Below are 11744 nucleotides of genomic sequence, written 5' to 3'. Positions count from 1 at the left end.
AATGAGGGAGACCAAGCGTGTTCGAGCTGTTGAAAGCCGGTGGCATTCTGATGGTGCCAATTGTTGCCTGTTCCATTCTGGCGCTGGCCATCATTCTGGAGCGTATCTGGACTCTTCGCGCTTCCAGGGTAGCGCCTCCCCAGACCATTAACGAATTATGGCGCTGGATCAAGAAAAAAGAACTCAATGGCCGGAAGCTGAAAGCCCTGCAGGGTTCCTCGCCCCTGGGTCGGATTCTGGCCGGTGGCCTGCTCAACGCAAAGCATGGCCGCGAAATCATGAAAGAGAGCATCGAGCACGAGGCCAGCCAGGTCATTCATGATCTCGAGCGCTTCCTGAACCCTCTGGGTACTGTGGCAACCATTACCCCTCTGCTGGGTCTTCTGGGCACCGTTATTGGCATGATCAAGGTGTTTGCCGAGATCCAGCTGGCCGGGGTCGGCAACGCGGGTAACCTGGCGGGCGGTATCTCCGAGGCGCTGATCACCACGGCTGCCGGTCTGAGCGTGGCCATTCCGGCGCTGATCTGCCATCGCTATTTCATCCGCCGGGTGGATGAGCTGGTTGTCGGTATGGAGCAGGAAGCCATCAAGCTGGTTGAGGTAGTACACGGAGACCGCGAAATCGACGTGGAAGGAGCCTGAACGCCGTGAAGTTCAAGCGCCAGAGAAGCCAGGAAGTCGGGGTAGACCTGACACCATTGATTGACGTGGTGTTCCTGCTGCTGATTTTCTTCATGGTTTCCACAACCTTTACCCGGGAAAGCCATTTGCAGGTGGAGCTTCCCGAGGCCAGTGGCGAGCCCGCGCCGGCGTCGGAAGTCCAGCAGATTGACGTGGTGATCAATGCCGAGGGGCAATACATCCTGAATGACCGGACGCTGGTCAACAATCGGCGCGAGACCCTTGAGCGGGGTGTGCGTGAGCTGGCTGAGGGCAACAATTCGCTCCCGTTCATTATCACCGCCGATGCCCGCACTCCCCACGAGTTTGTGGTTCGGGCCATGGATGTCGCCGGGCGGCTGGGATTCGCCAAGCTCAGCATTACCACTGAGCGGGAGGCTGAGAGCCCGTGAAGGTAACCGAGCCTCTGCCCGACCCCTCGGCCGGGTTACCGGCAGGTAGTTGGGAAACCTACAAGCGCCTGCTTGCCTATGTTAAGCCGTTCCTCCTGGCGTTCTCCCTGGCGGTACTCGGCAACATCATCTATGCCGCCGCCTCAACCGGCATGGCGGCTGCGATGGAATACGTCATTGCCGCCATCGAGAACCCCACCGACCAGAACCGCCTGATGCTCACCCTGGTCATAGTAGGGGTGTTTGCATTCCGGGGCCTGGGCACCTTCCTGAGCCAGTATTTCATCAGCTATGTCGGTCGCCAGGTCATCAATGCACTACGCAACGATGTATTTGATCGCCTGATGACCTTGCCCTCCCGCTACTTTGACGACAATGCAGCCGGGCGCCTGGTCTCCAAGCTTACCTTCAACGTGGAGCAGGTGGCGGAGGCCACGACCAACGCTGTGACCATCACGCTTCGCGAAGGCCTGACCATCGTTGGTCTGCTGGGCTACATGTTCTACACCAACTGGAAACTCACGCTGATTTTCCTGGCAGTAGGACCACTTATTGCCGCCGTTGTCAGCTATGCCAGCAAGCGTTTTCGCAAGATCAGCAAGCGCATCCAGGGGTCCATGGGCGACATCACCCACGTGGCCTCGGAATCGATTACTGGCTACCGGGTTGTTCGGACTTTTGGTGGCGAGGATTACGAACGTCAGCGTTTTCAGGAGGTTAATGAAAAGAACCTCAAGCAAAGTCTGAAGATGGCGTCGACTCAGGCGATCAGTGTTCCGGTGATTCAGGTGCTGGTGGCCATTGCCATTGCCGGTCTGGTCTGGATGATGCTGGCGCCGGAAATCCGTGGCGAAATGACCACGGGGCAACTGGTTGCTTTTATTACGGCTGCGACCACCATGGCAAAGCCCATCCGGCAGGTGACCTCGGTCCACGCAAAGATTCAGAAGGGTGTTGCTGCGGCCTACGATGTCTTCGAAACCATTGATGAATCCCCGGAGCAGGATCCGGGCACTTATGCACCGGATCGCGTTGATGGCGATATCGAGTTTGATAACGTCGCGTTCAGTTACCGTGATCAGTTAGACAATGTTCTGGAAGGCATCTCATTGAGCATTCCGGCAGGACAGAGCGTGGCTCTGGTCGGTCGCTCCGGGAGCGGAAAGTCCACGCTGGTGAGCCTGTTGCCGAGGTTCTATGAGTATACCGGCGGCGACATCCGGATCGACGGCCATTCGCTCCGTGATTTTTCCCTGAAAGCCCTGCGGAAACAGATCGCGCTGGTCACCCAGAACGTTGTTCTGTTCAACGACACCATCGCTGCCAACATCGCCTATGGTGCCTTGAGAGATTGCAGCCCCGAGGAAATTCGGGAAGCCGCCGCCAAGGCCCATGCTCTCGAGTTCATCGACCGCATGCCCGAAGGCCTGGACACCATGATCGGCGATAACGGTGTAATGCTCTCGGGTGGGCAGCGGCAGAGGCTGGCCATCGCCCGGGCACTGCTGAAGAATGCGCCGATTCTGATCCTTGACGAGGCCACTTCGGCGCTGGATACCGAATCTGAACGCCATATCCAGGAGGCGCTGGAAACGGTGATGCAGGGCCGTACCACACTGGTCATCGCCCATCGCCTTTCCACTATCGAGAAAGCCGACAGGATTCTGGTGATGGATAACGGACGCATTGCAGAGTCCGGGCGCCATGACGAACTCCTTGCGGCTGGCGGCGCTTACGCGCAACTTCACCAGATGCAGTTCAGCGAGCAGGCATGAGTGGGGTGAAATCCGCCCTGAGTTCGTTGGTTGAACGTCTCTGGTATGGCAGCAAACGGCCCCTGTTTTTTCTGGCGCCCTTGTCCTGGTTGTACCGAAGCATCGCCGAGGCTCGTCGCCGCGCGGCCTGGGAAGCACGGGATGCGTCGTTGCCCGTTCCAGTGATTGTAGTTGGCAATATCACTGCAGGCGGAACCGGGAAGTCGCCGCTCACCGCCTGGCTGGTCTCTGAACTGGCATCTGCTGGCTGGCGGCCGGTGATCCTCAGTAGGGGGTATGGCGGTGATGCGGGCCAATACCCGCTGGAAGTCACGGCAGATACCAGCCCCATCAAAGCCGGTGACGAGCCGGTCATGCTGTCGCTCAGCACAGGTTGCCCGGTCGTGGTTGATCCTCGACGGCGACGCGCAGCCGATTACGCTCTCGAGAACAACCTCGGTGATGTGCTGATCTGCGACGATGGGCTCCAGCATTACAAACTGCCCAGGGATCTTGAGCTATCGGTATTTGATGGGCAGCGTGGCATCGGCAACGGCGCCCTGATCCCGGTTGGTCCCCTGCGAGAGCCGGTTTCCCGGCTCGCTTCCGTGGATTTTGTTATCGTAAATGACAAGCAGCTCCCGGAGCAGGCTCTGGAGAGCTTTGCCGGCGTTGACCATCCGGCCATCTATTCCATGGTTCTGGAGCCGACGACCTTGGTCCACCTCAAATCGGGGGCGTCCAGAGCTGTGGGCGACCTGAAGGGAAAAACGGTTAAGGCGGTTGCGGGCATCGGCAATCCGGCCCGGTTTTTCGATACGCTCAGGGCGCTGGGTGCTTCGGTGACCGAGTCGGCTTTTCCGGATCATCACCGGTTCCGCCCGGAGGATCTGAAAACCGAGACCGATGAATGGATTGTCATGACGGCAAAGGATGCGGTGAAATGCCGGGAGTTCGCGCCCGAGAATGCGTGGAGCCTGGTGGTCGAGGCCAGGTTGCCGGGGCCGTTCCGGGATGCGTTTCTGGCCCGGGTTCGTCAGTGTTCCGAGCCTATAACTTCGTGATTTCAAGTGAGTAAGCAAGATGGATAAGAAACTGTTGGCAATGCTGGCCTGTCCAGTGTGCAAGGGCGATCTGAAGCTCAACGAGGACAGAACCGAGCTGGTCTGTTACCAGGACGCCATGGCATTCCCGATCCGTGAGGGAATTCCTGTAATGCTGGCCACAGAGGCCCGGACCCTGTCCACCGATGAGCGTCTGCACAAGCGCTAAACCCAAGTCCACCGGGGTAGTTACGTCATGTCTTTTACCGTTGTGATTCCGGCTCGCTATGCCTCCAGTCGTCTGCCAGGAAAGCCGCTGGCGGACATTGCCGGAAAGCCCATGATCCAGCACGTTTGTGAGCGTGCTGCGGAAAGCCGGGCAGACCGGGTGGTTGTGGCCACCGACGATGAACGAATCCGCTCCGCTTGCGAAGGCTTCGGTGCCGAGGTGGTCATGACATCCCCCCATCACGCCAGTGGCACTGACCGCCTCGAAGAAGTCGCTCGGGAACTCGGGTTTGCAGCCGACCACCGGGTAGTCAACGTTCAGGGCGACGAGCCACTGATTCCACCGGAACTGATTAATCAGGTGGCAGACAACCTTGAGTTTCATCCGGAAGCCGCAATTGCAACCCTGTGTGAACGAATCCATGACCCGGAGCAGGTCTTCAATCCCAACATTGTAAAGGTGGTGTTTGATCACCAGGGGATGGCGCACTATTTCAGCCGCGCGCCGATTCCGTGGGCCCGGGACCAGTGGCAGGAAGGAACACCGTTGACGGGCGTCGACAGGTCTCTGCCAGACAACATCGGGTATTTCCGGCACATTGGCATTTACGGCTATCGCGCGTCGGTTCTTGGTGAGTTTGTGAGCTGGGCGCCAGCCCCTACAGAGGTTACCGAATCACTGGAACAGTTGCGGGCGCTATACAATGGCGCCAGGATCCATGTGGATGTGGCCGCCGTGAACCCGCAGGGTGGCATTGATACAGAGGCTGATCTGCAAAGGGTGCGCCACTGGCTGGAAAGGAGAGAGATCGACCATGGCTGAACCGGTAAAGGTGCTTTTTGTTTGTCTGGGGAACATCTGTCGCTCGCCCACTGCCGAGGGTGTGTTTCGTTCCCTGGTCGCGCAAGCCGGCCTCGCGGATCAGATATACATCGACTCGTGTGGCACCGGACACTGGCATATTGGCAAGAGCCCGGATACCCGCGCCCAGGAGGCTGCCCTGCGCCGGGGTATCGATATCAGCGGATTGCGGGCACGTCAGTTCAGTCCGGAAGATCTCGATACCTTTGACTACGTACTGGTCATGGATCGCCAGAATCTTGCAGACATCAAGGATGTCTGGCACCAGAACGGCGGCACCCGGCCAGCGCTATTTCTGGAGTATGGCCGCTCGGCCCATCACGAAGTGCCAGATCCCTATTATGGCGGTGAGGAAGGGTTCGAAACCGTGTTGGATCTGATAAACGAGGCTGGCGAAGGCCTGCTGGCGGATATCCGGGGGCGCCTGGCTTGAAGCAGCGGCCGGAAATCCAGGAAAACGTCGAGCTGGAGGCACTGAACACCCTACATGTGCCCGCCAGGGCTCGTTTTTATGTGAAGGTTCACACCGCCGATGAGCTGGTCCAGTCTCTAAACTGGGTAGCCTCCGAAGACCTGGAAGTGCTGATTCTCGGTGGTGGAAGCAACCTGGTATTCGCGGGTGATTTTTCGGGGTTGGTGGTTCGCCTGGCCATTCGTGGCCGCCGCTGGGAGCACATTGAAGATCACAAGGCTACCCTGGTTCTCGGCGCAGGTGAGAACTGGCATGAGGCGGTCCTATATGCCACCCGTGCCGGTTATCGCGGCATTGAAAATCTTGCGCTGATTCCCGGAACCGCGGGTGCCGCTCCGGTCCAGAATATTGGTGCTTACGGGGTCGAACTCTGCGATTGTCTTGAATCGGTTACAGCCCTCGACCGCAAGACTGATGAGCTGGTCGTTCTCGAGAACGCGGAGTGCCGGTTCGCTTACCGCGACAGCCTGTTCAAACAGACTCCGGGCCGTTACGTCATCACTGAAATCCGTCTGGCTCTGTCGCGCACGCGGCCCCTTGTGCTCGGGTATCGGGATCTGGAGGAATACCTTGCTGATACGCCGGAAACCGCTCTTGGCCCGTTGCACGTGGCGGAGGCTGTGATGGCAATCCGTCGCCGCAAGCTGCCGGATCCAGACATCATTCCTAACGCCGGAAGTTTCTTCAAAAACCCGGTGGTGGATAGCGCAACGTTTGAATCTCTCAGGGAACGTAACCCCGATATTGTGGCTTATCCTCAGGAGCAAGGCGTCAAACTGGCGGCGGCCTGGCTCATTGATCAAAGTGGCTGGAAGGGTTTCCGGAATGCCCGGGTGGGCGTTCATAACCGGCAGGCTCTGGTTTTGATTAACCATTCGGGCGGCACTGGGGCCGACATACTCGAACTTGCTGAGAAAATTCGTCAATCCGTGGCGGGGCGGTTCGGCGTCACTTTGGAAATTGAACCGGGAATCGTGGGTGGTACGGGAAAAGAAAACCCCTGACAGCACCCTTGCAGCCGGGTGCCGTCAGAGGTTCGCCCGCCGGCGGCGGGCATGTGGTTAAAGCCCTTTGCGAGGCGAGGCGTTTACCAGGAAGGGCAGCGCTTCAGCCACCGGCACATCCTGTTTCTCCGCATCCCTCCGGCCTTTGTACTCAAGCGTACCGGCAGCCAGACCGCGTTCGGACACCACGAACCGGTGCGGGATACCGATGAGTTCCATATCGGCAAACTTCACACCCGGACGCTCTTTTCGGTCATCCAGAAGCACGTCGTAGCCGGCCTGGCGCAGCTGCTCGTAAAGCTTTTCGCCGGCTTCGGCAACCGTGGGTGATTTGTGGGCGTTCAGTGTGACGATGGCCACCTGGAAAGGCGCAATGGCGTCCGGCCAGATGATGCCGTTTTCGTCGTGGTTCTGTTCAATGGCTGCGGCAACAACCCGGGAAACGCCGAGGCCGTAGCAACCCATCTCCATGGTCACGGTCTTGCCGTTCTCATCCAGAACCGTGGCGTTCATGGCGGTACTGTATTTGTTGCCGAGTTTGAAGATATGCCCGACCTCAATCCCGCGCCGGATCTCCAGAGTGCCCTTGCCATCCGGGCTGGGGTCGCCCTCAACCACATTGCGCAGGTCCTCCACGCGATCAAGTGCCACGTCTCGCTCCCAGTTCACGCCAGTCAGATGGAAACCTTCACGGTTGGCGCCGCAGACAAAGTCGGCCAGGTGGGCCGCACTGCGGTCAACAATGACCGGTAAGTTGAGCTTTACCGGGCCGATAGACCCGGCCTTGCAGCCCACGGCCTGTTCGATTTCCTCATCGGTGGCCATGGTCAGAGGCTCGGCGACGCCGGCCAGGTTTTCGGCCTTGATTTCGTTGAGGGTGTGATCCCCGCGGAGAACCAGTGCAACCAGGCCGGAATTGCCGTCTTCGTCCGCCTCGGCCTTCACCAGCAGAGTCTTGACCGTGCGAGTGGGATCAATGCCCAGCAACGCTGACACCGCCTCGATGGTTTTCTGGTCCGGCGTGGCAACTTCCTTCATCTCTTCGGCCGGCGCAGGGCGGGTACCGCTCGGAGCTACCGCCTCGGCTTTCTCGATGTTGGCCGCGTAATCACTGTCTGTGCTGAACACGATGTCATCTTCGCCGGAAGACGCGAGCACATGGAACTCGTGGGATGCACTGCCGCCAATGGCGCCAGAATCCGCCTGAACCGCACGGTAATCCAGACCGAAACGGTCGAAGATGGCGCAGTAGGTGTGGTGCATCAGCTGATAGGTTTCGTTCAGCGATTCTGGGTTCAGGTGGAACGAGTAGGCATCCTTCATCAGGAACTCCCGGGCCCGCATCACACCGAACCGGGGGCGCCGCTCGTCCCGGAACTTGGTCTGGACCTGGTAGAAGTTGGCCGGAAGCTCCTTGTAGCTGCTGATCTCATTCCGGATCAGGTCAGTAATTACCTCTTCATGGGTCGGCCCGAAGCAGAAATCCCGGCCATGACGATCTTTCATCCGCAGCAGTTCGCCGCCGTACTGGGTCCAGCGCCCGGATTCCTCCCAGAGCTCTGCCGGTTGGACCGCCGGCATCAACACTTCCTGGGCACCACTCTTGTCCATTTCTTCACGAACAATCCGCTCAACCTTACGCAGAGTACGCAGGCCCATGGGCAACCAGGTGTACAGCCCGGCGGCCAGTTTTCGGATCATGCCGGCGCGCAACATCAACTGGTGACTGATGATCTCGGCGTCAGCGGGGGTCTCTTTCTGGGTGGCAATCAGGTAACGGCTTGCTCGCATCGTGTCTTCCGTTTGTAAAAAATCTGAAGTGTTAGACTAATGGACAGGCGGCGGTTGGCCCGCCGGAGCCTTTATTTGTCGTAAAGTGGCCATTATTGTACGGAGCCTGTTGCACAAGGTACAGATGATGACCGACGAATCTATTGATGTGGCCCCGCGGCGCCGGCCGGTACAGGCGCGCAGCCGGGAGCGCGTCAACGCCATCCTTCGCCATGCCGCCATGATTTTTCACGAGACCGGCGTTGACGCAGTCAGTATGTCCGCCATTGCCCGGCAGTCCGGAATGTCCCTCGCTTCGCTGTACCGGTATTTCCCCAACAAGGCGGCCATCGTTCATGCCATTGCTGAGCAGCATGTGGAGAAGATGGAGCGCGCCCTGAGAGAGCGTCTGCAGGAACTGAGTCTGGTCGATGCGGTAGATGTTCTCATCGATCAGTTCTACGAGTTCTACAGTCATGAGCCCGCCTACTCAGCTATCTGGAGTGGTGTTGAGGCGATGCCGGAACTCAGGGAGCTTGACCTCAGAGAGCTTTATACCAACGCCCGCGACCTGGATGAGAAGCTCCGAGCGGAATGCCCTCAGATTCCGGAAGACCGGCGCTGGACTGCGAGCCTGCTACTGCCAAGGTCCGCGGGCACTGTGCTTCGGCTGGCCGTGACCCTGCCGGAGGCGCAGGGCCGGCAATTGGTGGAAGAGCTCAAGTGCATGGCCCGGGCGTATGTTCGCGAGCTCGTAGCTTGAATCAGGAGAGATAACCCAGGGGCAGGGCAGTACTGTCGATCACCCTCCGGAGCACAAAGCTCGAATGCACGCCGCTGACCCCCTGAATGCGGGTGATGCGGTTCAGCAGGAAATGGTGGTAGTGGTCCATGTCCGGTACTACCACCTTGAGCATGTAATCGGCGTCCTGGCCGGTGATCAGGTAGCACTCCTGCACTTCCGGGTATTCGGCTACCTGCTCTTCAAACGCTGCAAAACGTTCGGGGGTGTGTCGATCCATCCCGATCAGGATGATTGCCGTCAGCGAGAGGCCGAGTTTCTTGTGGTCGAGAATCGTGACGGTTCTGACAATGATACCGGCATCCTCAAGAGCCCGGACTCGCCGAAGGCAGGGGGAGGGCGACAACCCGACTTTTTCTGCCAGTTCCTGGTTGGTCAGGGAACCATCCTGCTGGATGTGTTCGAGGATTCGACGGTCCATCTTGTCGATTTTGACGAGGGTTTTCTGATTTTCAGCCATAAAATTCTACAAATGATGTTTGGCGAGCAATTTATAAATTACAAAGTACCCATTCGCATCGAAGTTCGCAATCAAATTCCAGCTTTATCGCGTTAACCTGTACACATTGAAAATTTCACTCCGGAAACCGCAAGGAATCACACGCATGGCTTTCGATCATCGCAAATACGTTGCGTTCAAACCTGTTGCCAAAACCGACCGTCGCTGGCCGGACAAGGTCATCGAGACGGCGCCCACCTGGTGTGCCGTGGATCTCCGGGATGGCAATCAGGCGTTGGTAAAGCCCATGTCTGTTGCCCAGAAAACGCGGATGTTCGAGTTGCTGGTCAAGCTGGGCTTCAAGGAAATCGAGATCGGTTTTCCCGCTGCCAGCCAGCCGGATTTCGATTTCTGCCGCAAGCTGATCGAAGAAGATCGCATCCCCGAGGATGTGAAGATACAGGTGCTGACCCAGGCCCGCCCTGAGTTGATCGAACGCACATATGAAGCCTTGGCTGGTGCCCGTAAAGCAATCGTGCATGTCTACAACTCTACCTCCACAGTTCAGCGGGAGCAGGTATTTGGCCTGGATCGGGATGGCATCAGGGATATTGCCGTCAATGGTGCCAAACTGGTTCGCGACATCGCCGCGCGTCACCCGGAGACCGAGTGGACCTTCCAGTATTCGCCGGAAAGCTTTACCGGTACCGAGCTGGATTTCGCTGCGGAAGTGATTGATGCCGTGAGCGAGGTGTGGCGTCCGGAAGAGGGGCAGCCGATGATCATCAACCTGCCTGCCACCGTTGAAATGGCGACACCGAATGTGTTCGCCGACCAGATTGAGTGGATCTGCGACAACATCAAGCGCCGTGAACACATCAGCATCAGTGTGCATACCCACAACGATCGCGGTTGCGCCGTGGCCGCGGCCGAGCTGGCGGTGATGGCGGGAGCCGACCGGGTCGAAGGTACCCTGATGGGTAACGGCGAGCGTACCGGCAACATGGACCTGGTGACCATGGCCATGAACCTTTACTCCCAGGGCATTGATCCCACACTGGATCTGTCTGGCATGGCGGAGATCACCGAGGTGGTTGAGGCCTGCACCGAGATTTCCACCCATCCGCGGCACCCCTATGCCGGCGAACTGGTGTTCACCGCCTTCTCCGGCAGTCATCAGGATGCCATCCGGAAGTGTCTGGCCCGCCGCAAGGATGGCGAGATCTGGAATGTCGCCTATCTGCCCATCGACCCGTTCGATGTTGGTCGCCGCTATGAGGAAGTGGTGCGCATCAACAGTCAGTCTGGTAAGGGCGGTGTGGCTTATGTGCTGGAGCGGGATTACAACATCAGCCTGCCGCGCTGGCTGCAGATCGAGTTCAGCAAGGTGGTCCAGAGAGAAGCGGAAACCAACGGCGGGGAGATCGACTCCCTGACCATTCATCGTCTGTTCGAGGATCGTTATCTGAAGGTCCACGCCGACTGGGCGCTGCGGTCCTACGACCTGCATCGGGATGAAGAGGGTGTGCATGCCGAGGTGTCGGTGGGTCGCGATGCGTCGCCGGTTCGTCTGGATGGCCATGGGCTGGGCGCGGTGGAAGCCGTATCGGAGGCGCTGGAGAAGCGCTTTGGTATCTCCATTGCTGTCGAGGCTTACGACGAGTTTGCGTTGGGTGAGGGCACCAATGCCAATGCGCTGGCCTGTATTCGCTTGACCGCAAGCGGCAGGCATTGCAGCGCGGCGGCTCTTGCGGAAGACACGACATCCGCCACCCTGCAGGCTTTGTTTTCGGCGGTGGCCCAGGCCGTGGGTGTTGATATGCCCAAGAAAGAAGTTGAAGTTGAAACGGCGGGCGCCTGATAACCTGGTGCCCTGACGACACAAGCCGGCACGAATGCCGGCTTGTTGGTTTTCCGATGCCCGTGAGGGGCAAAGGACGGAGCGTAGTCCCTCAGACCGGGGTTACGTTTTCCGCCTGCGGGCCTTTGGGGCCCTGTGTTACGGTGAACTGCACCTGCTGGCCTTCGGTCAGGGTGCGGAAACCGCTTGCGTTGATTGCGCTGTAGTGAACAAACACGTCGCTGCCACCGTCCTGAGCGATGAAGCCAAAGCCTTTGGACTCGTTAAACCACTTAACGTGGCCGGTTTTAGTATCGGACATTGATCTTTCCTGTCTTCCTGTAATTTGCCCTCACGGGACCTTCAAAATTCCACATGGAATCGGTGCTGAGAAATCCAGAGAGTACTGAGGAAGGGGCAACGAAGAGCACTTCGGCAGGACGTTGAAACGCATT

The 11744-nt window shown here is 58.5% G+C and carries 13 protein-coding genes; 10 read left to right on the top strand and 3 right to left on the bottom strand.

The genetic code is table 11. The features are described 5' to 3' along the window. Positions 1-17: 17 nt before the first annotated feature. The 8 genes from SIC15_RS11615 to murB are packed head-to-tail and all read left to right on the top strand — an operon-like array spanning position 18 to position 6438. Complete coding sequence (locus SIC15_RS11615; protein WP_069183399.1) at positions 18-644, top strand: MotA/TolQ/ExbB proton channel family protein; 627 nt, start codon at positions 18-20, stop codon at positions 642-644. Between the two features lie 5 nt (positions 645-649). After that, the gene (locus SIC15_RS11610; RefSeq protein WP_069183400.1) at positions 650-1075 is read left to right on the top strand and encodes an ExbD/TolR family protein; all 426 of its coding nucleotides are present in this window, start codon (positions 650-652) and stop codon (positions 1073-1075) included. Beyond that, positions 1072-2850, top strand: coding sequence for a lipid A export permease/ATP-binding protein MsbA (msbA, locus tag SIC15_RS11605; RefSeq protein ID WP_412535969.1), 1779 nt, complete (start codon positions 1072-1074; stop codon positions 2848-2850). Before SIC15_RS11610 ends, msbA begins: the two co-directional genes overlap by 4 nt. Then, on the top strand, positions 2847-3893 hold the full coding sequence (gene lpxK, locus SIC15_RS11600) for a tetraacyldisaccharide 4'-kinase (RefSeq protein ID WP_412535968.1): 1047 nt from the start codon (positions 2847-2849) through the stop codon (positions 3891-3893). Before msbA ends, lpxK begins: the two co-directional genes overlap by 4 nt. Before the next feature lie 19 nt (positions 3894-3912). Continuing rightward, on the top strand, positions 3913-4101 hold the full coding sequence (locus SIC15_RS11595; protein ID WP_064230163.1) for a Trm112 family protein: 189 nt from the start codon (positions 3913-3915) through the stop codon (positions 4099-4101). Positions 4102-4128: 27 nt separating this feature from the next. Next, positions 4129-4923 (top strand): 3-deoxy-manno-octulosonate cytidylyltransferase, encoded by a 795-nt coding sequence (gene kdsB / locus SIC15_RS11590; RefSeq protein ID WP_069183402.1) that lies wholly within the window; start codon positions 4129-4131, stop codon positions 4921-4923. After that, positions 4916-5395, top strand: coding sequence for a low molecular weight protein-tyrosine-phosphatase (locus SIC15_RS11585; protein ID WP_069183403.1), 480 nt, complete (start codon positions 4916-4918; stop codon positions 5393-5395). The genes kdsB and SIC15_RS11585 overlap by 8 nt, the downstream gene beginning before the upstream one ends. After that, positions 5392-6438 (top strand): UDP-N-acetylmuramate dehydrogenase, encoded by a 1047-nt coding sequence (gene murB, locus SIC15_RS11580; RefSeq protein WP_412535967.1) that lies wholly within the window; start codon positions 5392-5394, stop codon positions 6436-6438. Before SIC15_RS11585 ends, murB begins: the two co-directional genes overlap by 4 nt. Positions 6439-6495: 57 nt before the next feature. Here the strand turns inward: murB and SIC15_RS11575 are convergent, their stop codons facing one another. Further along, on the bottom strand, positions 6496-8229 hold the full coding sequence (locus tag SIC15_RS11575; protein WP_069183405.1) for a proline--tRNA ligase: 1734 nt from the start codon (positions 8227-8229) through the stop codon (positions 6496-6498). Between the two features lie 127 nt (positions 8230-8356). On the opposite strand from SIC15_RS11575, the gene SIC15_RS11570 reads away from it, so the two are divergent. Continuing rightward, entirely contained in the window at positions 8357-8971 is a 615-nt protein-coding gene (locus SIC15_RS11570) for a TetR/AcrR family transcriptional regulator (RefSeq protein WP_136631797.1), read from the top strand. Position 8972: 1 nt separating this feature from the next. Here the strand turns inward: SIC15_RS11570 and SIC15_RS11565 are convergent, their stop codons facing one another. Beyond that, the gene (locus SIC15_RS11565) at positions 8973-9470 is read right to left on the bottom strand and encodes an Lrp/AsnC family transcriptional regulator (RefSeq protein ID WP_069183406.1); all 498 of its coding nucleotides are present in this window, start codon (positions 9468-9470) and stop codon (positions 8973-8975) included. A 145-nt stretch (positions 9471-9615) separates the two neighbouring features. Here SIC15_RS11565 and leuA point away from each other — a divergent pair, with 145 nt between their 5' ends. Beyond that, entirely contained in the window at positions 9616-11310 is a 1695-nt protein-coding gene (leuA, locus tag SIC15_RS11560; protein ID WP_069183407.1) for a 2-isopropylmalate synthase, read from the top strand. 91 nt (positions 11311-11401) lie between these two features. Here the strand turns inward: leuA and SIC15_RS11555 are convergent, their stop codons facing one another. Beyond that, positions 11402-11611: a cold-shock protein gene (locus SIC15_RS11555; RefSeq protein ID WP_008169155.1), complete on the bottom strand. Its 210-nt coding sequence runs from the start codon at positions 11609-11611 to the stop codon at positions 11402-11404. Between the last annotated feature and the right edge of the window lie 133 nt (positions 11612-11744).

The organism is Marinobacter sp. MIT932201 (assembly GCF_047123295.1).
In the GTDB taxonomy this organism is placed as follows: Bacteria; Pseudomonadota; Gammaproteobacteria; order Pseudomonadales; family Oleiphilaceae; genus Marinobacter; species Marinobacter salsuginis.
The sequence above is the reverse complement of the archived record's forward strand: the minus strand, read 5'-3'. Positions and strand labels throughout refer to the sequence as shown.

What these genes read in the sequence shown, in the direction of transcription:
- lpxK (WP_412535968.1), top strand. Translation starts at nt 2,847, where the DNA reads ATGAGTGGGGTGAAATCCGCCCTGAGTTCGTTGGTTGAACGTCTCTGG.
- SIC15_RS11595 (WP_064230163.1), top strand. Translation starts at nt 3,913, where the DNA reads ATGGATAAGAAACTGTTGGCAATGCTGGCCTGTCCAGTGTGCAAGGGC.
- kdsB (WP_069183402.1), top strand. Translation starts at nt 4,129, where the DNA reads ATGTCTTTTACCGTTGTGATTCCGGCTCGCTATGCCTCCAGTCGTCTG.
- SIC15_RS11585 (WP_069183403.1), top strand. Translation starts at nt 4,916, where the DNA reads ATGGCTGAACCGGTAAAGGTGCTTTTTGTTTGTCTGGGGAACATCTGT.
- SIC15_RS11575 (WP_069183405.1), bottom strand. Translation starts at nt 8,229, where the DNA reads ATGCGAGCAAGCCGTTACCTGATTGCCACCCAGAAAGAGACCCCCGCT.
- SIC15_RS11570 (WP_136631797.1), top strand. Translation starts at nt 8,357, where the DNA reads ATGACCGACGAATCTATTGATGTGGCCCCGCGGCGCCGGCCGGTACAG.
- SIC15_RS11565 (WP_069183406.1), bottom strand. Translation starts at nt 9,470, where the DNA reads ATGGCTGAAAATCAGAAAACCCTCGTCAAAATCGACAAGATGGACCGT.
- leuA (WP_069183407.1), top strand. Translation starts at nt 9,616, where the DNA reads ATGGCTTTCGATCATCGCAAATACGTTGCGTTCAAACCTGTTGCCAAA.
- SIC15_RS11555 (WP_008169155.1), bottom strand. Translation starts at nt 11,611, where the DNA reads ATGTCCGATACTAAAACCGGCCACGTTAAGTGGTTTAACGAGTCCAAA.